Genomic DNA, 20,303 nt, shown 5'->3' on the forward strand with positions numbered 1-20,303 from the left:
ATGGCCGCCTTCCGCTACCTGCAGCTCGATGTCTTCGCCCCCCACCCCGGCAGCGGCAATCCGCTGGGTGTGGTGCTGGGCGCCGATGGGCTCTCCAGCGCCCGCATGCAGGCCCTTGCCGCGTGGCTGAATCTGTCCGAGACGGTGTTCTTCCTGCCGCCCAGCGCCCCGGGCGCCGACTACCACATCCGCATCTTCACCCCCAACAGCGAACTGCCATTTGCCGGCCACCCCAGCGTGGGCGCGGCCTGGGCTGCAGTCACCTGCGGCCTGGCAACGCCGCGCGACGGCGGCGCGCTGGTCCAGCAATGCGCTGCCGGCCTGCTGCCGGTGCGGGTGAGTGGCGCGGCCGCTGCGCCGACCATCGAACTGGCCAGCCCGCCGGCACAGCGCCTGCCGACCGACCCTGGCCAGGTGCCCGGACCGCTGTTGGCGCTGGCCGCCGCCGGGCATGCACCCGAACTGTGGGACAACGGCCCGCGCTGGTGGCTGCTGCCGCTGCGCGACGCTGTCGCCGTGCGCGGGCTGGCCCCGGACATGGCCGCCCTGCGCGACTGGACCAATGCCACCGGCGCAACCGGCGTAGCGGTATTCGCCGACGAAGCCGCCACGGACCATGCCCGCGTCGTGCGCGCATTCTGCCCCGGCGATGCGGTGAACGTGCCCGAGGACCCGGTCACCGGCAGCGCCAATGCGCTGATCGGTGCCTGGTTGCGAGAACGCGGCGTGCTGCCCGGCGGCAGCGGCGCCTATGTCGCCAGCCAGGGCCGCGAAGTCGGCCGCGACGGCCGCGTCCACGTGCGCGTGGATGCCGACGGCACGGTGTGGATTGGCGGCCAGGTGCAGCCGGTGATCGACGGCCAGATCAGCTGGTAACGCTGAGAAAAGGGAACGGAGGGAATCACGTCGTTTGTGGCACAAGCGACGTGATTTCCTCCGTCCCCTTTTTTGTGCGCCGCGCTACCCTATGCCGCCTGTTTACCGGAGTTCCTGCCTGATGTCCGCACGACGTTTCCTGCAGTTGGATGTGTTCTCCCCGCGTGCCGGCGCCGGCAATCCGCTGGCCGTGGTGCTCGATGCCGAAGGCCTGGACGATGCCAGCATGCAGGCCATCGCGCGCTGGACGCGGCTGCCCGAGACCACCTTCGTGTTCCCGGCGCAGGCGGCAGGCACCAGCTACCGGCTGCGCATGTTCAGCCCGCAGAAGGAAGTGCCGTTCGCCGGCCATCCCAGCGTCGGCACCGCGCATGCGGTGCTGCAGGCAGGCCTGGCAGTGCCGGTCGACGGCGTGCTGGTGCAGGACGGCATCGCTGGCGCCCTGCCGCTGCGCGTCAGCGGCGAAGGCGCGCAGCAGCGCATCGCCATCCGTACCCCACGGGCACAGCTGGCCGAGACCACCGAAGCCAGCGATCCGCGCCTGCAGGCCGCGCTGAAGGACTGGCCGCTGGGTACGCTGCCGCCGGCCCGCATGCAGGGCGGGCGCAGCTGGTGGGTGGTGCAGGTGGCCGATGAAGCCGCATTGCGCGCCCTGCATCCGGATTGGGATGCGGTGGCCGCGCTGGCCGAATCCACCGACAGCATGGGCGTGTTCGCCTATGCGTTCGCCGATGGCAACGAGGGATTCGATCTGGCCGTGCGCGCCTTCGTCGGCAACGGCCGTCGCTTCGAGGACGCTGCCTCGGGTGCCGCCAACGCGGTGCTGGCGGCATGGCTGGACTTGCGCGATGCACTGCCGCATGGCCGCGCACCGTTCGAAGTCAGCCAGGGCCGCGAAGTCGGCCACGATGCGCGCCTGACCCTGCGGGTCGATGAAGACGGCGAGGTCTGGTCGGGGGGCCAGGTGCAGACGGTGATTGCCGGCACCATTGATTGGTAGAGCCGGCCGCTGGCCGGCTGTTACCTGGACCTTGACATCATGCGGTTGCCGGCCAGCGGCCGGCACTACCCTCAGACCAGCTCGGCTTCCAGACTGATCGGCACTGCGCTCAGCGCCTTGGACACCGGGCAGTTCTGCTTGGCGTCATCGGCGATGGCGCGAAACTGTGCGGCGTCGATGCCCGGCACCACCGCCTTCACCTTCAGCCGGATCTGCGACAGCTGCGGACCGCCTTCCAGCGACAGGTCGACCTTGGCTTCGGTGTCCAGCGAGGTCGGGGTGAAGCCCGCTTCGCCGAGCTTGGCCGACAGCGCCATGGTGAAACAGCCGGCATGCGCGGCAGCGATCAGCTCTTCCGGATTGGTCCCCTTCTCGTCGCCAAATCGGCTGTTGAAGCCGTAGCGGGTCTTGTCCAGCAGCCCGCTCTGCGGCGTGCTCAACAGTCCCTTGCCCGACTTCAGATCGCCTTCCCAGTGCGCGGTGGCGTGTCGCGAGATTCCCATGTGCTGCTCCTGCGTGGCGGTGATGAACGGTCACCCTCGCACGGACCGCGTTATCCCTGCGTCGCTCCGCCGCATGCCAATCGCCCGCCAGAAACCGCGCAACTGGACACTTCCTCGCCAGCCCGGCCTGCATTTTTCCCTTTATTTCAGTGGTTTCGCGCAACACCCTGATGATCGGCGAGCGGCTGCCAGGCATGCCAGGACCACCCCATTCCCCGCCACCGGCCATGTACTGAATCGGCCTGGATATGAAAAAACATGCACTTTCCGCGCTTCGGGCTATTGGCGGCGCCCGAGAGTTGCCCTACATTGCGCTTGCCGACGGGGTTCGGCGCCGACCAAACAACCAACCGTTCACGGAACAGGAAACCATGGCAAAGACCGCTAAGAAGGCTGCCCCGAAGAAGGCAGTGAAGAAAGTCGCTACGAAGGCAGCCGCCAAGCCGGCCGCTCCGAAGCCGATCAAGGAAGTGCTGACCAAGTCCGGCCTGGTTGCACACATCGCTGAAGCCTCCGGCGTCGTCGCCAAGGACGTCCGCGCTGTGCTGGCCTCGCTGGAAAGCGCCGTCGCCTCCTCGGTGCACAAGAAGGGCGCAGGCTCCTTCACCCTGCCGGGCCTGCTGAAGATCACCACCGTCAACGTGGCGGCCAAGCCGAAGCGCAAGGGCATCAACCCGTTCACCAAGGAAGAGCAGTGGTTCGCTGCCAAGCCGGCCACCACCAAGCTGAAGGTGCGTCCGCTGAAGAAGCTGAAGGACGCCGCGCTGTAAGCGCGCGCCCCAACGCGGACTCCGACGGGACGGCTCTGGCCGTCCCGTTTTTTTTGCCCGGGCCCGCGCCCGCAACACAGCGTTGCCGGATCCCGGGAAATACGCGCTCAGGCCCGTCGTCATTGACCGGGCGAGGTTGGGTCCAGGCCCGGAACGTACCGGGTGGAACACTGCGTGCAGCGCCGGCCGTCGCCGTCGGCCGCGGGCTTGCCTATCGTGGGCACATCCTCCACAGCTACGGCGAGCACCCCCCATGGCCAGCCCCTCCACCCGCTACCGGATCTCGGTGACCCCCATCGAAAAGGACGGGTTGCAGTGCACCGGGCGCTGCACCATCGAACTGGAACACCGCGCCAGCCGCGACCTGATGCGCCTGCTGGAAGCTGCACCGCGCACGGCCGGCATCAGCGGCGACGAGCGCGCCACCCTGGTGATCGCCAGCCAGCTGCTGCGCGACATCGTGCAGCGTCACGCCGCGACCGACGGCCACGCGCTGGCAGCCGTCGCCGCGCAGGTGCTGCCGGCACTGGACGCGCTGGACCAGCTGCCTTCCTCGCGCTGACCGCCGCGCACTCGATACACTGGCGCTCTCACGGTTGCCTCGGGGAGGAGGCAGGCATGCGCCGTATCCTGTTGTTGATTGCGCCCCTGGCGCTGCTGGGCTGTTCGCGGCCGGCAGCCGCACCGGATGTGGCACCTGCCGCGATACCGGCCAGCACCGATCAGCCGTCGAACGTGTCGCCAACGGCAGAGCCCGGCGGCGACCCACCGGCTGCGCAATCGCCTTCGGTCGACCCGTTGTTCGCTGCGGTGGCCCCCGATGCCGAGCCACCCTCGGTGATGCTCAACCGCTACGTGCGCGCACTGCTTAATCGCGATCGCCGCGCCAGTGATGCGGCATGGACCTTCCCCCCTGGCGACGCCCGGCATGCCGACGACGCCGCGCTGCGCCAGCTGCAGGAGGTGCGCACGCTTCACCTGCGCAGCAGTGCGCCGATTTCCCGCAGCCCGGCACAGCCCGCGCAGCTGCTGGAGGTGCCGGTGCAGGTGCGTGCGGTCACCGCCAACGGCACCTTCCATTTCAGCGGCTGGTACCGCGTGCAGCCCAGCAGCGACGGCCGCGCCTGGCAGATCCAGTCGGCGCGCCTGCAGCCAACGCTGGACTGAACCGTTGCAGCCGCATGCACGCACGATTCAGCCGGCGCGGCTACTCTTTCTTCCGTCCATTCCAGAGCTACCGGTCACTGCCATGCGCCTGCGTTCCCTGATGACCCGCCTCGCCGCCTCCACCGTGCTGATCGCTGCCGCGATCGGTGCGCAGGCCGCCCCCTCCATTTCCGGCCGCGAACTGTCGGTGGGTGCCAGCGACGTGCAGCAGTACCTCGACGGCAGCTTCCCGCGCACCCAGGACGCGCTGGGCGGCCTGATCGCCCTGACCATGAGCCACCCGCAGCTGAGCCTGCCGGCCGGTGAACGCTTGAACCTGGGCATGGACGTGGCACTGGCCACCGCCGGCGGCAACCCGGCCAAGCTGGGCACGGTGAAACTCAGCAGCGGCCTGCGCTATGACGCGCAGACCCAGGGCTTCCACCTGCAGCAGCCCAGCGTGGATGACTTCACCCCGGCCAACCAGGGGGGCCGTCTCGATTCGCGCACCCGCGGCCTGCTCAATGCCTGGCTGAGCGACTACGCCCAGCGCGAGCCCATCTACAAGCTGGACCCGGCCATGGCCGGCGTGCTGGGCGCGCTGCAGGTGCAGTCGGCACAGGTGAAGAACGGCAAGCTGGTGGTCACCTTCAACCAGAACCTGGGCAACCTGGTGCCGGCCGGCATCCTCGGCAAGTAAGGCAGGGCCGGCCTCACGCCACCAGCGCTTTCACCACCGCCTCGCTGAAAGCCGGAATGTCATCCGGCTTGCGGCTGGTGATCACATTGCCATCCACCACGACCTCGGCGTTGCGCCACTTGGCGCCGGCATTGGCGAGGTCCTGCTGCAGGGATGGCCACGAGGTCAGCTCGCGTCCATCGGCCAGGCCGCTGTTGATCAACAGCCACGGACCATGGCAGATGGCCGCTACCGGCTTGCCGGCCTCGGCGACGCTGCGGATGAAACCCAGCGCCGCCTCGTCGGTGCGCAGCGTGTCGGGGTTGATGACGCCACCGGGCAGTACCAGGGCATCAAAGCGGCCGGCATCGGCCTCGTCCAGCGGCAGGTCTACTGCCACTACGCCACCCCAGTCCTTGTCTTTCCAGCCCTTGATGGTCGCTTCCTTGGCAGGCGATACCACGCTGACCCGTGCGCCCTCCGCCTCCAGCAGGCGCTTGGGTTCGGTCAGTTCGGACTGTTCGAAGCCGTGCGTGGCAAGGATGGCAATCTGCTTGCCGCTGAGACGCTGAGCCATGTCGGATGCTCCATCGGAAGGAGCCGACAGCGTGCGCGGGTGGCCATTGAACGGTGGTGACCCAGCCGTGCACGGCAGGTGGAGACTCATGCGGTAGTGCCGGCCGCTGGCCGGCACGATCATCACATCAGTGCCGGCCAGCGGCCGGCACTACAAGCAGCGGTCAGCGCTTGGGCTGCAGCATGGTGCCGGTGCACTTGGGCGAACCGCAGCGGCACTCCCAGATCTTCTTCAGCTTCGCGGTGTGGCGCTCGGCCAGGGTGATGCCGTAGTTGTAGGTCAGCTCCTCGCCGGCCTTGATATCGCGCAGGGCCTCGATGAATACCTTGTCGCCACGGCTGTCGCCGTCCTCGTCTTCCTCGATCACCGCCTCGCAGTTCGGGTCGCAGCTGTGATTGATCCAGCGTGCGTCGTTGCCCTTGTAGTTGGCATCGATCACCCAGTCATCGTTGAGGGTGAACAGGAAGGTATGGCCGCTTTCGACGTCGCCGCTGTCATCGGCATCGACGTCGCCGTGGCTGCGCAGCAGGCCCTTGTACTGGATCACGCGCTCGCCCTGCTTGATCGGGGCCACGGCGAACACGCCGTTGCCATGGATGGCGGACTTGCGGGCTTGGATCTTCTTCGGCATCGGCACGGGCTGTTTGCAGCGAATGGAACGGGGATTCTCGCCCATTCCGGGTGATTGCGAAAATCACCCCATTGGCGCAGCATTGCGCCCTGGCAACGGCCCCGGTGTGTCCCTCCCGGCCCGGCCCCAGCGCCGGCTGAATGCCCGGGTTGGATGGCGGCGAATAAAAGCGTACAATTTCAGTCCGCTTTAAGAACCACTCGCATCCCCATGTTGCGCGTCACCAAACTCACCGATTACGCCACCGTCGTGCTGACCGTGCTTGCCGCCCGTCCGGGCGAGGTGCTCAGTGCTACCGAGCTGGCCGAATTCACCGGTCTGGAGCCGCCCACCGTCAGCAAGGTGCTCAAGCCGCTGGCCCAGGCTGGCCTGGTCGAGGGCCTGCGCGGTGTCCGCGGCGGCTACCGCCTGACCCGCCCGGCCCTCGAGATCTCGCTGTTCGAAGTGGTCGAGGCAATGGAAGGGCCGCTGGCCCTGACCGAATGCAGCCACGACCACCACCAGTGCGGCATGGCGCCCAAGTGCGGCGCGCGCAGCAGCTGGCGGCTGATCAACGACGTGGTCTCCGAGGCCCTGCGCGACGTCACCCTTGCGCAGATCCTGCCCCCTCTCCCCCTTGCCGATGACGAACAGCGCCGCACCATCGCTGTCGACGTCGTCTCCTGATCCGTAGGCAGCCCCCCATGGCCACCGAAACCATCGAAAACGTCGCCCACGACGACACCCCCAACCGCGAGATCCACGAGCAGCTCGGCCGCAAGTATTCGGCCGGCTTCATCACCGAGATCGAGTCGGACTCCCTGCCGCCGGGCCTGGACGAGGACACCATCCGTGCCCTGTCGGCCAAGAAGGAAGAGCCGGAGTGGATGACGCAGTGGCGCTTGGACGCCTACCGCCACTTCCTGACCATGCCGATGCCGGACTGGGCCAAGCTGGAGATCGCTCCGATCGACCTGCAGGCGCTCAGCTACTACTCGGCGCCGAAGGGCCCGAAGTACGCCTCGCTGGATGACGTGCCGAAGGAACTGCTCGACACCTACGACAAGCTGGGCGTGCCGCTGCACGAGCGCGCCAAGCTGGCCGGCGTGGCGGTGGACGCGGTGTTCGACTCGGTGTCCGTCGGGACCACCTTCCGCAAGGAACTGGCCGAGAAGGGCATCATCTTCTGCTCGATGTCCGAGGCCATCAAGGAGCACCCGGAACTGGTGCGCCAGTACCTGGGCACCGTGGTGCCGGTGGGCGACAACTACTTCGCCGCGCTCAACTCGGCGGTGTTCTCCGATGGCAGCTTCGTGTTCATTCCCAAGGGCGTGCGCTGCCCGATGGAACTGAGCACCTACTTCCGCATCAACGCCGGCCACACCGGCCAGTTCGAGCGCACCCTGATCGTGTGCGAGGACAAGGCCTACGTGTCCTACCTGGAAGGCTGCACCGCGCCGATGCGCGATGAGAACCAGCTGCACGCCGCGGTGGTCGAGCTGGTGGCGCTGGAAGATGCGGAGATCAAGTACTCCACGGTGCAGAACTGGTACCCGGGCGATGAGAACGGCGTCGGCGGCATCTACAACTTCGTCACCAAGCGTGCCGAATGCCGTGGCGCGCGCAGCAAGGTCACCTGGACCCAGGTCGAGACCGGCTCGGCGATCACCTGGAAGTACCCGTCCTGCGTGCTGCTGGGCGACGATTCGGTGGGCGAGTTCCACTCGGTGGCCCTGACCCACCACCGCCAGCAGGCCGACACCGGCACCAAGATGATCCACGTCGGCAAGCGCACCAAGAGCAAGATCGTCAGCAAGGGCATCAGCGCCGGCCGCGGCCAGAACACCTACCGTGGCCTGGTCAAGGTCGACCGCAACGCCGATGGCGCGCGCAACTACACCCAGTGCGATTCGCTGCTGATCGGCAAGCAGTGCGGCGCCCATACCTTCCCCTACATCGAGGTGAAGAACCCGGGCGCCACCGTCGAGCACGAGGCCACCACCTCCAAGATCTCCGACGACCAGCTGTTCTACTGCCGCGCCCGTGGCATCAGCCAGGAAGACGCGGTGTCGATGATCGTCGACGGCTTCTGCAAGCAGGTGTTCCGCGAACTGCCGATGGAATTCGCGGTGGAAGCCAAGAAGCTGCTGGAAGTCTCGCTGGAAGGCTCGGTGGGCTGACCGCCCGCCCCGCTCCTCGCAAACGCATTCTCTTTACCGGCGGGCTGCGGCCCGCCCCACGGAACCCCCCATCATGCTGAAGATCGACAACCTCCACGCCCGCATCGGCGACAAGGAAATCCTCAAGGGCCTCTCGCTGGAAGTGAAGCCCGGCCAGGTGCACGCCATCATGGGCCCCAACGGCGCCGGCAAGTCCACCCTGGGCAATGTCCTGGCCGGCCGCGACGGCTATGAAGTGACCGAAGGCAGCGTGCAGTTTGAAGGCACCGACCTGCTGGATCAGGACCCGGAAGCGCGCGCCGCTGCCGGCCTGTTCCTGGCGTTCCAGTACCCGGTGGAAATCCCGGGCGTGAACAACACCTACTTCCTGCGCGCCGCGCTGAACGCCCAGCGCAAGGCACGCGGCGAAGAGGAACTCGATTCGATGCAGTTCCTCAAGCTGGTGCGCCAGAAGCTGGCCGTGCTGCACCTGAAGGACGAACTGCTGCACCGTGGCGTCAACGAAGGCTTCTCCGGCGGCGAGAAGAAGCGCAACGAGATCTTCCAGCTGGCCGTGCTGGAGCCGAAGCTGGCGATCCTGGACGAAACCGATTCGGGCCTGGACATCGACGCGCTGAAGAGCGTGGCCGACGGCGTCAACGCGCTGCGCGCCGCCGATCGCTCGTTCCTGGTCATCACCCACTACCAGCGCCTGCTGGACTACATCAAGCCGGACGTGGTGCACGTGCTGGCCGATGGCCGCATCGTCAAGAGCGGTGGCCCGGAACTGGCCCTGGAACTGGAAGCGCACGGCTACGATTTCCTCAAGGATCGCGTGGTGCGCGAGGCGGCGGTCTGATGAGCGCGCTGCTCGACTCGATGGCCCAGGCCTTCTGCGGCAGCGATGCGCGCCGCGAAGTGCTGGACGCGGCCCTGCGCGACGGCCTGCCGGCCGCCCGCAACGAAGCCTGGAAGTACACCTCGCTGCGCCAGCTGGAACGCCGTGCGTTCGCTGCGGCGCCGCTGCAGGGCCCGGCGCTGGACGCCACGCTGTTGGAGGACATCCCGGCGCCGCGTCTGGTGTTCGTCAACGGTCGCCTCGATGCCGCGCTGAGCGACGTGCAGGCGCTGCCTGCCGGCGTGCAGCTGCAGCCGCTGTCGGCCGCGCTGGCCGACGGTGAGGACGCGGTGCGTTTCCTCGGCCGCCGCTACGAGCGCAGCGAAGAGATCTTCGCCCGCCTCAACGCCGCCCTGGCCGATGAAGGCGTGGTGCTGCGCGTGGACGAAGGCGTGCAGGTGGACGTACCGCTGCAGCTGGTGTTCGCCAGCGTTGCCGGCGATACCGACCTGGCCTGGCACCACCGCCACCTGATTGAACTGCGTGCCGGCGCCAGCCTCGGCGTGGTCGAACACCGCTTCAGCGTGGGCGACTCCGCCCACCTGGACAACACCGTGCTGCACGCCCACGTCGCCCGCGACGGCGTGCTCAAGCACGCCCGCGTGCAGGCCAGCAGCGCGCGCCAGACCAGCTTCCTGCGCACCGATGCAGTCCTGGCCCGCGATGCGCAGTACCACCGCGTCGATCTGGAACTGGGTGCCGCGCTCAGCCGCCATGAACTGAACGTGCGCCTGGAAGGCGACAACGCCCAGCTGACCGCCAACGGCGTGCTGCTCGGCAACGGCCGCCGCCACGTCGAGACCCGCCTGGGCATCGACCACATCGCACGCGATACCGCCTGCGAACTGCTGTGGCGCGGCGTGGCCGCCAACCGCAGCCGAGTGGTGTTCCATGGTGGCATCCAGATCCGCGAGGGCGCCGACGGCACCGACGCGAACCTGTCCAACAAGAACCTGCTGCTGTCGGCCGACGCCGAGATCGACACCCAGCCGACGCTGGTGATCGACGCCGATGAAGTGAAGGCCGCGCATGGCGCGACCGTCGGCCAGCTCGATGCCAACGCGCTGTTCTACCTGCGCTCGCGCGGCCTGCCGCAGGCCCAGGCGCAGGCGCTGCTGAGTGCCGCGTTCTGCCATGAACCGCTGAAGATCCTGCCGGAAGCACTGCGCGAGCAGCTGGCACGCCGCCTGGACAAGGCGCTGGTCGAGGCGGGTGTGGCATGAACCTGTCCACGCCGCGCCCGATCGAAGAACGCACCGGCGCCCCCGACTGGGACCGCGTCCGCCTCGACTTCCCGCTGTTGATGCGCGAAGTGCATGGCAAGCCGCTGGTCTATTTCGACAATGCCAACACCGGTCAGAAGCCGGTGCAGGTGATCGGCGCGGTGGACGAGTTCTACCGCCGCTACAACGCCAACGTCAGCCGCGCGGTGCATGCACTGGGCAGTGAAGCCACCGACGCCTACGAAGGTGCGCGCAACAAGCTGGCGCGCTTCCTCAACGTGCGCCCCAGCGACCTGGTGCTGTGCAGCGGCACCACCTTCGCCATCAACCTGGTGGCCTACTCGTGGGCGCTGCCGCGGCTGAAGGCCGGTGACGTGATCCTGGTGTCGCGCATGGAGCACCACGCCAACATCGTGCCGTGGCAGCTGGTCGCCCAGCGTACCGGCGCGACCATCCGCGTGGCCGAGATCACCCCCGACGGTGCACTGGACCTGGATGCGCTGCGCGCAGCGATGACCCCCGAGGTCAAGCTGCTGGCGGTCACCCACGTCTCCAACGTGCTGGGCACGGTCAATCCGGTGCGCGAGATCTGCCGCGAAGCGCGCAAGCGCGGCATCATCACCGTGGTCGATGGCTCGCAGGCCGTGCCGCACCGCAAGGTGGACGTGGCCGCGATCGGTTGTGACTTCTACGCCATCACCGGCCACAAGATGTGTGGCCCCACCGGCACCGGCGCACTGTGGGCGCGCCGCGAGCACCTGGATGCGATGCCGCCGTTCCTCGGTGGCGGCGAAATGATCAAGGAAGTCAGCTTCGACGGCACCGTGTTCAACGATGCCCCGCACAAGTTCGAAGCCGGCACCCCGAACATCGCCGGCTTCATCGGCCTGGGCGTGGCTGCCGACTACCTGCAGCAGCTGGGCCAGGAAAACGTGGAAGCCCGCGAGGCCGAACTGCTGGCGCACTTCACCGAAGAGTTGCGCCGCGTCGACGGCCTGCGCATCATCGGCGAAGCGCCGGAGAAGGCCGCCGTGGTCTCGTTCCTGATCGACGGCGCGCATGCCCACGATCTGGCCACCCTGCTCGACCTGGAAGGCGTGGCCGTGCGCTCGGGCCAACACTGCGCGCATCCGCTGCTGCAGTACTTTGGCGTCGCCGCCACCTGCCGTGCCTCGCTGGCGTTCTACAACACGCACGCCGAGATCGAGCGCTTCATGACTGCGCTGACGAAGGTGCGGAAGTTGCTGGGCTGAGATTCCTGGCGAAGCGCGGGATAGATGCAAACGCCGCAGGAAACTGCGGCGTTTTTTTGTTATGAAGAGCACCGGCAAACATAACCACTCGCAACGGCAGGCTATCATCACTGATACCCGAGCTCACCAACCACAGCCTTGCACTTTGAATCCAAATCAACATGAAATGAATTGAGCTCTTCGGAAGGCACCTTAACTTTGTCTTCGTGATGCATTACTGCATACCCACGGAGCCCACCACCTCCAGCCTCAGGAACGACATCGTAGACATCTTCAGCCCATCCCCGAGACGCGGAAACATATGCCCTTATGACCGGCAAACAGACATCAACGTGCCCACTAATTTTTTCATGGGCCGAACAACCCACTGCCGCAGCAAGAAACAGAAATGGACCAAGCATCAATTTGCAAAAGACCATCAGAGGACCCTTGGAATGGGAATAAATCTATAACGCCAATGCCTCTTATTCATGCAAAGAAATATCGCCAGGAATGCCGCAGCTTGCGCCTCCATTCTCGAATCCACATTGCCATCCTCAAGCATCAATCAAGCCTGAGACATTGCCGCGCATCTTGCTAGCAGCCACGCCATCATCAGTGCAAAGATCGAAAGTTACTTGATGTCCTCAAGATTAAGCAACACGTCTCCGAAAGTTTGGCGCTTAACTTCGACGGGCAACCCCAACGGATGCACGTCAAGAGGCGCGAAGATTTCCCCGAGCAATAGATCCTCGGTTGTTCCAGTCTTTTCTCTATCCCTGAAGGTTCCAATCACTGACACCCAAGAGTAAGCATGCTCCTGAAAGATGCGCTCCTGGACATCCATTGGACCTCTAATCCGGATAGAAGTCTCGTCCGTCACTCCTGCCTCATAAAATTCCTTGCTTGAATTCAGGACAAATAGATCCCGAGAAACAGCAAGATAACCTTCAATCCGAATAATTCGGCCATTGAATTCACTAGCATCGCTTGCAAGCGCCCTGAAAGTCACCCTGCACGCATTCTGCAACGTCCCTCCGCAGTTAATTCTGTGCGACGCATGATCTTCTGCATGCATTTGACATGCCGCCAACTGAAATGCAAAAAACGCCATAAAAGCCACGATCCCAACCTGCTTCATTTGATCATCTCCGACTCACCACTCGAATTCATCTTATACACCCCCGATGGATCGGACACATAATTTGTGGAATTGGACGTGCTGAAGGTTTTAATATCACCATATGAGAACGGCGAGTACGCAGTCTTGAAGCCATCCAAAACTGGATGCGTATGAATGTTGATACCCCCAGGCAACGGCCGTCCAGCAGAGCCCCCCAACCAGTCTTCGCGACGAACTTCAGCGGAAACCCCAATATCGGAAAGATGAAAAGCCCCGCTATTCTTCATCACGATTTCCGCACTCACTTCCCACCCGAATCTAATGGAGTATTTCTGATAAACCTTTGAAAAAAGCTTGGCGGCGCTGTCTGAATTTGCGTTCGGAATTGACTCCATCTTATCCTTCGTAGCATCAACAACACCCTTCATAGCATCATATCGAGCCTGTGCATTTTCCTTTGTAAAGCCAGACGGCAGAGCCCCTCCAATTGCCGCCACTCTTACCCCAGCCGCAATACCATTGTTTTTTATTTTGCTCCCAGTAATAGCCTGCCGAGCATCCTTGGGCTGCCTTCCATCCGGATCAAGGTACCGATACGGGTTACCCAGCGCATACGCGTAGCGTCCAAAAGCAGCCACTGACGAGGCTATTGGATCGGCTGATAGAAATGTCCCAGCCTCCGCATCATAGTACCGCTGCTGCATGTAGCTCAGACCTGTGCGCGAGTCCGTCACATGCCCGGTATACCCCGGCCCATCCGTCAATGGCCGGTTGACCACCGCGCCATACGGCTCGTACACCGTACGCTCGATCACCTGGCCATTGGCATCGGTGATCGCCACCGGTGATCCCAATGCATCGGTATGGATGTACTCGACAACCTCCTGGGCAACCGCCGGCGCCGAACAAGCCACCAACACGACCAGCGCGAGTACCACTCGATTCAACAGCAAAGAGAGTCCGTTCATAGCTTAGTCCCAGCTCAGTACACCGCGGGTGACCGGCCGTTCGGCCGACCAGGGGGAACACCCACCTGCGTTGCAGGCACGCACGCGATACTCGTTTGCACAGTAGGCACTGCCACCACTATTCACATAGGTTGATGGCCCCGTGTACAGGCGCTTGCCACCTCCGCCGCTCTCAAGTTGATACTCGGTTGCATCTGCTACTGCGATCCACCCTGCGGAGCACTGCACCTGATAGGGCGGACGACGCGTGGTCAACCATTCCGCCACATTGAGGCTCGTCGCCCCCGGCGGCAGCACCACCGCCACCGTCACGACTCCCGAATACGGGCTGCACCCGACGAAATTGCAGGCCCTCACCCGATACGCATAGCTGCCCTTGCCACGGCTGGCACCAAAGCTGTTCGCAGCGCCGTTGTGCACCACCGTCCAGCCACCACCGTTGGCACTCTCTTCCAGCACGAAGCTCTCGCTGTTGGCGGGCACCGACCAGCTCAGGCTGTACTGCGGCACGTTGACCAGGCCCGGCGCACTGATCACCGGCTCGATGGCCGGCGGCCCGATCACCGCCACCGATGCCGTGCCCGACCACGGACCGCAGCCGGCGCCATTGCAGGCGGCAACGCGGTAGCCGTAGTTGCCGACACCGCGTGCCGCAGTGGCGTAGGAGCCGGCATCACCGTCGAACAGCGTCACCCATCCGCCACCATTGCTGCTTTCCTGCAGCGTGTAGCGTGTGGCGCCGGCCACGCCGTTCCAACCAATGCCGATGCTGCCCGGTGCGGAACGTGCCGGTGCCGAAATTCCCGGCGCGCCCGCAGGCGGATACACCACGGTCACCGCCGCACTGGCGCTGTAGGCGGTGCATCCCACCGGATTGCAGGCGCGGACACGGTAGCTGTAGCTGCCCGCACCCTTGCCGCTGAAGTCCCTGGATTGACCCGCGGCATTGTGCACCTGGGTCCAGGCGCCACCATTGGCGCTCTCCTCCAGCTCATAACGCTCGGCACCGGACGCCACAGACCAGCTCACGCCGTAACTTCCATTGAAGGCCGTCGCCGGCACGCTCAGGGCCGGCACCGTGGACGGCGCCAGCGCCACCGCAACCGAAGCGACGTTGCTCCATTCACCACATACCGCGCGGCAACCGCGCACGCGGAACTGGTAAGTACCGGTCGCCAGGCCGGTGCTGGTGAACGATTGCGCCGCGCCGTCGAAGACGGTGCTCCAGGCACCGGCCAGGGCACGCTGCAGTTCATAGCGGTTGGCCCCGCCGGCCGGGCTCCAGGTCAGGTTCACGCTTCCTTCGGTGATGTAGCCGGGCGCGCTCAGCGCAGGCGCCGCCGGGGCTGCTGCGCCGTGCACCTGGGCCACCAGGCTGCCGGACAGGTACAGGTAGTCGGTCTGCTTGCCGGTGCGCTCATTGCGCTGGAAACGCAGCACGCCGCCGTTGTCGTAGAACGAGTAGATCGCCCCCTTTCCGCTGGCGCTGGCCTTCACCCGGCGACCATGGGCGTCGTACTCGTAGCTCTCCGCCACGCCCGCATCCCGTAGGCGATTGCCGTAGTCGAACGAGAATGCCTGGCCGTTGCGGACCGACAGGTTGCCCTGCACGTCGTAACCCAGGCCCGTCACGGTCGCCCCCGTCCCGGTTTCGATCACGTTGACCAGGCGATTGCTCGGATCGAAGTAGTGCGTACGGTCACGGCTGCCGACCCTGGCACGGCGCAGGTTGTCCAGTGCGTCGTACTCGTACAGCGCGTTGCCGAAGCCCGGCGCGGTCACCGTACGTAACCGGTCCAGGCCGTCATAGGTCATGTCACGGTTGCCGGGTGCGCCCGGCAGCCCGTCGGAGATGGCCATCACATTGCCACCGGCATCGTAATCGTAGCTGTCATCAAGCACCGCGGCCGCAGCGGTGGCATCGCGGCTGCGCTCCGGCAGCCCACGGGCATTCTGGGTCAGGGTATGCGCGATGCCGTTGCCGTAAACGAATCGCGCCAGCGCGCCATTGGCGAAATAGCTGGCGCTGTTTGCGTAACCGCCGACCGCTGTAGCCCGCCCCAGCGCATCCGGGGCATAGCTGACGACGCGTCCGCCCGGGTAAGTATTGCTGGCCAGCGTGCCGTTGGCATCGTAGCCGTAGGCCAGACTCAGGTTGCCCAGATCTGGATGCTGCAGCGTCTCGCTGCTGAGCAGGCGCCGGCGATTGTATTGATAGCGGTTGACAACCATCGGCCGGGCCGGGTCGTTCTGCGTACTGATTTCCGCGGGCAAGGCATCCGGCGTGTAGGACCAGCGCTGGTTTCCGCGCCCATCCGGGAACGTCAGGGTCGACAGTCGATTGGCGGCATCGTAGCTGCGCGCCACCACACGGCCGCTGGCAAAGGCCTCACTGCGATTGCAGTCGGCCGCGCTGCCCAGGCCGGTCCCGGCTGCGGACCACAGCACGTTGCCGGCCGCATCATAGTCCTGCACCGTCGCGCCGGTTTCCGGTTCGATGGTCTTGCACAGCTGCTGGTAGCCGTCATAGACGTAGCGACGGGTCAACGCCTGGCTGCCATCGGCCGTGCGGCGGGTGATCGCCAGCGGCTTGCCCAGCGTGTCACGCTGGATCTCGGTCACCACGCCTTCCGGATGCTGCAGCGTCAGTGGCATCTCGTAGCTTGGCTGATCGTAGGCGAGATGCCGCGTGGTGGTGGCCTGCCCGCGCGGGTTGGTCACCTTCACCGACAGGTTGCCCACATACTCGGTGCGCGTTGCCAGATCGCCCAGTTCGGACGATTGGCTGACCACCACCGGCCGGCCCAACGCATCGTACTGCGTCGTGGTGCCCGTCATTGCTGCATTGATGTCGGTGAGCTGTCGCGTGGGGTACGACGCAAACACCGTCTTGCCACTGCTGTCGTAGCGGGTCACCACCGCGCTGTCGAGCGCGTTGTTGGCATTCTCGGTAACCAGTACCGGGCGGAACATGGCGTCCAGATAGGTGTCGGTACGGCGTCTACCCTGGGTACGGGAGTGCTTCCACGCACCGGCCGGCACACCCAGCTGGGCACCGCCCAGCCGCTGCAGGTCCATGGTCACACCGCTCCAGTTCACTTCGTCGCCACCTGGGAACTGCTGGCTGCGCAGCCGCCCCATGCTGTCGTAGCTGAAGCTGGTGGTTGCGCCGACTTCATCGGTCAGTGAAGCGATCCATCCATTGTCATCGACCGCAACGGTACGCACTGCGCCATTGGGCGCCTCGGGTGTAGCTGGCATGCGCAGCTGCTGCGGGATGCCGCGCTTCCATCCAGACAGGTGACTGGTATTGCCACGGCCGTCGGCCACCGATGCCACCGTACCGTCAGCGGCATAGGTCACCTGCTGCGCCAGGCGGCCGAATGCATAGGCGCGCAGCGGCAGCGCATTGGCCGGGTCGAACTCGGTGCGCGACTCCTCGATGCCGTTGAGCAGGCTGCGTGCCACCTGGCCATTCACCCACAGGGCGGCATTGTCGTAATAGCCGGTCGTCCGGGTTCGGCTCTGGCCGGCGGAATTTCCTTCGTCCACCGTGACCTCGCGGACGAAGGCATCAAAGGCCTGTACGGTGCGGGTGAACTGCACGCCGTCCTGGTTCACGACCGTGCTCTGGACCGGCCGATTCAGATGTTCCCCAAGTTCGGTCGCCCCGTACTTGAGATTCCGCCCCGCCTCACGCGGGAACGGTGCATTGGCAATCTGCGCGTCCGGGTAATAGTTGTTGCGCTCCGTGCGGACTACAGTGCCGCCAGCGCTGGTACTGGTCGACAGCAGCAGACCATCGTTGTAGCCGACTTCCTTGCCGAATTCGTATGTCCGGATGACCCCATCGGGCAGGGTTTCAATTGTTATCTTCGGTTCCGCCTGCCCGACCGGGATCGCTGGCCAGCCGGCCTGGTCAACCCGCCTGTCGTACTCCCACCCCAGGTTGGTGTACTGATAACTCCATTGCGCCGTGGGCATCCCCGGACCGCTGATCCGCTTTGCCACCAGCGACATCGCGTCGCGGTAGATGGGCGTGAGGTTCCACCCATCGGCCAGCAACTGGTCGTCGCCGGACGTCTGGCAATTGAAGGGCACGTTCTTGCGCCCATGCCGGAAGGGTCGGAACACGAAGGTTCCGACGGCTCCAGAGGGATGGGTGATGGACGCCGCCACTTCGGTCTGCACGATCTTGTTCGTCTTCGCGCACAACGCCGGGACTTCCATGTAGGCCCAGACGTCCTGCCCGGTGTACTCCTGGTACTTCTTCGTCACTTTGACCGGAGGCAGGTCATAGTTCCAGGCAGTGCCATCGGGCAGCGTGACCGTTTGCAGCGTTCCCGCCGGCGTATAGCCGTAGGTCCAGGTACGGCCCGCCGCCACCGCCGTTGCGATGCGCCCCTGCGAGTCATAGGTCAGGCCGATGCTGCGCCCGTCGCTGGCGATGATGCGATCCAGGCGCCCGCCACTCCACTCGTAGCGGACCCAGTTGCCGAATCGATCGACGACCTGCGACGGATAGAGGAAGACCTTCTTCCGCTGCAGCGTCGAATGGGTGATGGTGTCGTAGGGCTGCATGACGGCCGGGTCGTTGTGGCGCGCCACCATCCAGTCGAAGTAATACTTGGTGCCGTCCGGCGCATGCCCCAGGAAGCCTTCGCCCGGCTGGCCGCTCTTGAGGGAACTGAGGCAGGAGAAGAACCATCCGCCCTTGGTATTCCACGGCGCGGGCATGCCGAGTTGCGGGGTGGGCTGGCGCGCATCTCCGCTGCCGGCAAGAACCGTTTCACCGCTGCCGCCAGGCAGTGACAACCGCACTCCTTCCCAATAGGTATGGGGTGCGAAAATGATTGTCTGGGTGTGCTTGTAGTTCCAGACGTCCAATGACGGAGGTGCGGAGACGGTCGAGCAGCGCGCGCTCGGTGTCCAATGACCTCCCACCGCCGTTTCCGGCTGATCTCCGTAGGTACCCGAAAGCGACGGGATATCCAGCGTCCAGTTTCCGTACTCGTTGTCGTTTGCGCTGCCGCCGATATCTCCATAGCTGCGGCCCAGCGACACCGCCAGGCCACCGTTGCCGGGAATGGAGATATCGGTGGCACTGAAACTGACAGAGCCGTCATACAGGTTGACCTTCTCGCCGAAGATGTCCCCCTTCAGCGGCTCGACCAGATCGCCGTACTTCAGTCGCTTGTCGTATTCCTGGCGCCAGGTGGGAACGATCTGGGCAGAGGCCAGTGCCGGCGCCAGCGACAGGGCCATCACGATCAGCAGCAGCGAAGACCTGATCGGGCTGGCATGGCGCGAGCGGAGCGTGATGCGGAACCGCATGGGGATCCTCCTTGGATCGTCCGTCCTTGAATGCGCGCACAGACAGCAGGACCTGTCCCCTGGCCAGCGCGATCTACACCCATTTATGAATCAAACATGAAGATTGCGTCAAGACGGCATTCACGACAGGATCGGCAAACAGCCTGGGGACAGCCTCCGCTCCGGTCCGCGCCCGGCCCCAGGACCTGCGCCGCTGCAGCCGTGCCCCATCTAGAATGCCCGCATGACCACACTGACCTACCGGGCCGCCACGCCGGCCGACATCCCCGCCCTGATCGCCCTCGTCACTTCGGCCTACCGGGGTGACGCCAGCCGTGCCGGCTGGACCACCGAAGCCGACCTGCTGGACGGCGCCCGCATCGACGCCGAAGGCATCCAGGCCGACCTCGACCGCCCCCGCTCGACCATCCTGCTGGCCGAACGCGAAGGCCGGCTGGTGGCCTGCGCCCACGTCGCCGATGTCGACGGCAAGGGCTACTTCGGCATGTTCTCGGTCGACCCGGCCCAGCAGGGCGGCGGCGTCGGCAAGCAGATGATGGATGCGGCCGAAGCGCACGCCGCGCGCGAATGGAACGTGCCGGTGATGCAGATGACGGTGATCGACGTGCGCGACGAGCTGATCGCCTTCTACGAGCGCCGCGGCTACCAGCGCACCGGCATCAAGAAGCCGTTCCCGTATGGCGACGAACGCTTCGGCATTCCCAAGCGCGACGACCTGCGCTTCGAGATCCTGGAGAAGCCGCTGGCCGGAGCCACCGCGTGAGCGAGGCCTGGACCTTCGTCTGTGCCGGCGCCGAACTGCTGCCGGGTGAAATGAAGAGCGTGTTCGACGAAGTGACCGGCACCCCGATCGTGGTATTCAACCTCGACGGCGACCTGTATGCACTGGAAGACCAGTGCACGCATGAAGAGTTCGAGCTGTCCTCGGGCGAGTTCAACACCACCGAGGGCAGCGTGGAGTGCGTGCTGCACGGCGCGCGCTTCGACGTGCGTGATGGCCGCGCCCTGTGCGCCCCGGCCTACACCCCGGTGCCCAAGTTCCCGGTGAAGCGCGAACACGACGCCATCTGGACCCGCGACGACCGCGACTGAGGCGCCACACCCCGGGGCAGCCAACAACCCACGGGGTGGAGCTACCGGAAGCGGCTGAGCGCCCGTCCAGGGCCCCGTAGGGCCATCCTGGCAGCCCGCCCCATCGCGCACAT

The 20,303-nt window shown here is 65.4% G+C and carries 19 protein-coding genes; 13 read left to right on the forward strand and 6 right to left on the reverse strand.

Annotated features, from left to right (window positions below; genetic code table 11):
• Together SSKA14_RS19030 and SSKA14_RS19035 are read left to right on the forward strand one after the other, a co-directional pair.
• Positions 1 to 876, forward strand: coding sequence for a PhzF family phenazine biosynthesis protein (locus SSKA14_RS19030; protein ID WP_040008581.1), 876 nt, complete (start codon positions 1 to 3; stop codon positions 874 to 876).
• Positions 877 to 997: 121 nt separating this feature from the next.
• The gene (locus SSKA14_RS19035; RefSeq protein WP_008265076.1) at positions 998 to 1,876 is read left to right on the forward strand and encodes a PhzF family phenazine biosynthesis protein; all 879 of its coding nucleotides are present in this window, start codon (positions 998 to 1,000) and stop codon (positions 1,874 to 1,876) included.
• Positions 1,877 to 1,947: 71 nt separating this feature from the next.
• Here SSKA14_RS19035 and SSKA14_RS19040 read toward each other — a convergent pair whose 3' ends face one another.
• Positions 1,948 to 2,379: an OsmC family protein gene (locus SSKA14_RS19040; RefSeq protein ID WP_008264985.1), complete on the reverse strand. Its 432-nt coding sequence runs from the start codon at positions 2,377 to 2,379 to the stop codon at positions 1,948 to 1,950.
• A gap of 371 nt (positions 2,380 to 2,750) precedes the next feature.
• On the opposite strand from SSKA14_RS19040, the gene SSKA14_RS19045 reads away from it, so the two are divergent.
• The 4 genes from SSKA14_RS19045 (at position 2,751) to SSKA14_RS19060 (ending at position 4,995) form a co-directional block, all read left to right on the forward strand.
• Positions 2,751 to 3,149, forward strand: a complete 399-nt coding sequence (locus SSKA14_RS19045) for an HU family DNA-binding protein (protein ID WP_008264591.1) — start codon at positions 2,751 to 2,753, stop codon at positions 3,147 to 3,149.
• A gap of 253 nt (positions 3,150 to 3,402) precedes the next feature.
• Positions 3,403 to 3,711: a DUF3861 family protein gene (locus SSKA14_RS19050; protein WP_008268327.1), complete on the forward strand. Its 309-nt coding sequence runs from the start codon at positions 3,403 to 3,405 to the stop codon at positions 3,709 to 3,711.
• Positions 3,712 to 3,767: 56 nt separating this feature from the next.
• Positions 3,768 to 4,316 (forward strand): hypothetical protein, encoded by a 549-nt coding sequence (locus tag SSKA14_RS19055; protein WP_008268282.1) that lies wholly within the window; start codon positions 3,768 to 3,770, stop codon positions 4,314 to 4,316.
• Between the two features lie 82 nt (positions 4,317 to 4,398).
• Positions 4,399 to 4,995, forward strand: a complete 597-nt coding sequence (locus SSKA14_RS19060) for a DUF1439 domain-containing protein (protein WP_008264782.1) — start codon at positions 4,399 to 4,401, stop codon at positions 4,993 to 4,995.
• 13 nt (positions 4,996 to 5,008) lie between these two features.
• On the opposite strand, the gene SSKA14_RS19065 is transcribed toward SSKA14_RS19060, so the two are convergent.
• Complete coding sequence (locus SSKA14_RS19065) at positions 5,009 to 5,551, reverse strand: type 1 glutamine amidotransferase domain-containing protein (RefSeq protein ID WP_040008584.1); 543 nt, start codon at positions 5,549 to 5,551, stop codon at positions 5,009 to 5,011.
• Positions 5,552 to 5,714: 163 nt separating this feature from the next.
• Positions 5,715 to 6,182 (reverse strand): SET domain-containing protein-lysine N-methyltransferase, encoded by a 468-nt coding sequence (locus tag SSKA14_RS19070; protein ID WP_012479369.1) that lies wholly within the window; start codon positions 6,180 to 6,182, stop codon positions 5,715 to 5,717.
• Between the two features lie 210 nt (positions 6,183 to 6,392).
• Between SSKA14_RS19070 and SSKA14_RS19075 the strand changes: the two genes are divergently transcribed.
• From SSKA14_RS19075 to SSKA14_RS19095, 5 genes are all read left to right on the forward strand, one after another.
• Positions 6,393 to 6,848, forward strand: coding sequence for an SUF system Fe-S cluster assembly regulator (locus SSKA14_RS19075; RefSeq protein WP_008264567.1), 456 nt, complete (start codon positions 6,393 to 6,395; stop codon positions 6,846 to 6,848).
• Positions 6,849 to 6,865: 17 nt separating this feature from the next.
• A complete protein-coding gene (sufB, locus tag SSKA14_RS19080; RefSeq protein ID WP_006423171.1) occupies positions 6,866 to 8,341 on the forward strand; it encodes a Fe-S cluster assembly protein SufB in 1,476 nt (491 codons plus the stop codon).
• 73 nt (positions 8,342 to 8,414) lie between these two features.
• Positions 8,415 to 9,179, forward strand: coding sequence for a Fe-S cluster assembly ATPase SufC (sufC, locus tag SSKA14_RS19085; protein WP_008268735.1), 765 nt, complete (start codon positions 8,415 to 8,417; stop codon positions 9,177 to 9,179).
• Positions 9,179 to 10,441, forward strand: a complete 1,263-nt coding sequence (gene sufD / locus SSKA14_RS19090) for a Fe-S cluster assembly protein SufD (RefSeq protein ID WP_008266195.1) — start codon at positions 9,179 to 9,181, stop codon at positions 10,439 to 10,441. The genes sufC and sufD overlap by 1 nt, the downstream gene beginning before the upstream one ends.
• A complete protein-coding gene (locus SSKA14_RS19095; protein ID WP_008265245.1) occupies positions 10,438 to 11,694 on the forward strand; it encodes a cysteine desulfurase in 1,257 nt (418 codons plus the stop codon). The genes sufD and SSKA14_RS19095 overlap by 4 nt, the downstream gene beginning before the upstream one ends.
• Before the next feature lie 613 nt (positions 11,695 to 12,307).
• Here SSKA14_RS19095 and SSKA14_RS23880 read toward each other — a convergent pair.
• The 3 genes from SSKA14_RS23880 to SSKA14_RS19105 are packed head-to-tail and all read right to left on the reverse strand — an operon-like array spanning position 12,308 to position 19,098.
• Positions 12,308 to 12,814, reverse strand: a complete 507-nt coding sequence (locus SSKA14_RS23880; protein ID WP_157635981.1) for a hypothetical protein — start codon at positions 12,812 to 12,814, stop codon at positions 12,308 to 12,310.
• Complete coding sequence (locus SSKA14_RS23590; RefSeq protein ID WP_008264779.1) at positions 12,811 to 13,764, reverse strand: RHS repeat-associated core domain-containing protein; 954 nt, start codon at positions 13,762 to 13,764, stop codon at positions 12,811 to 12,813. Before SSKA14_RS23590 ends, SSKA14_RS23880 begins: the two co-directional genes overlap by 4 nt.
• A 3-nt stretch (positions 13,765 to 13,767) precedes the next feature.
• Positions 13,768 to 19,098 carry an RHS repeat domain-containing protein gene (locus SSKA14_RS19105; protein WP_008264919.1) on the reverse strand — a complete coding sequence of 1,777 codons (5,331 nt, stop codon included), beginning with the start codon at positions 19,096 to 19,098 and terminating at the stop codon, positions 13,768 to 13,770.
• A gap of 223 nt (positions 19,099 to 19,321) precedes the next feature.
• Between SSKA14_RS19105 and SSKA14_RS19110 the strand changes: the two genes are divergently transcribed.
• Both SSKA14_RS19110 and SSKA14_RS19115 read left to right on the forward strand, forming a co-directional pair.
• Positions 19,322 to 19,861: a GNAT family N-acetyltransferase gene (locus tag SSKA14_RS19110; protein WP_008264546.1), complete on the forward strand. Its 540-nt coding sequence runs from the start codon at positions 19,322 to 19,324 to the stop codon at positions 19,859 to 19,861.
• Positions 19,858 to 20,190 carry a non-heme iron oxygenase ferredoxin subunit gene (locus SSKA14_RS19115; protein ID WP_008264727.1) on the forward strand — a complete coding sequence of 111 codons (333 nt, stop codon included), beginning with the start codon at positions 19,858 to 19,860 and terminating at the stop codon, positions 20,188 to 20,190. The genes SSKA14_RS19110 and SSKA14_RS19115 overlap by 4 nt, the downstream gene beginning before the upstream one ends.
• Positions 20,191 to 20,303 lie beyond the last annotated feature (113 nt).

The sequence above is a fragment of the Stenotrophomonas sp. SKA14 genome, assembly GCF_000158575.1.
Taxonomy (GTDB): Bacteria; Pseudomonadota; Gammaproteobacteria; order Xanthomonadales; family Xanthomonadaceae; genus Stenotrophomonas; species Stenotrophomonas forensis.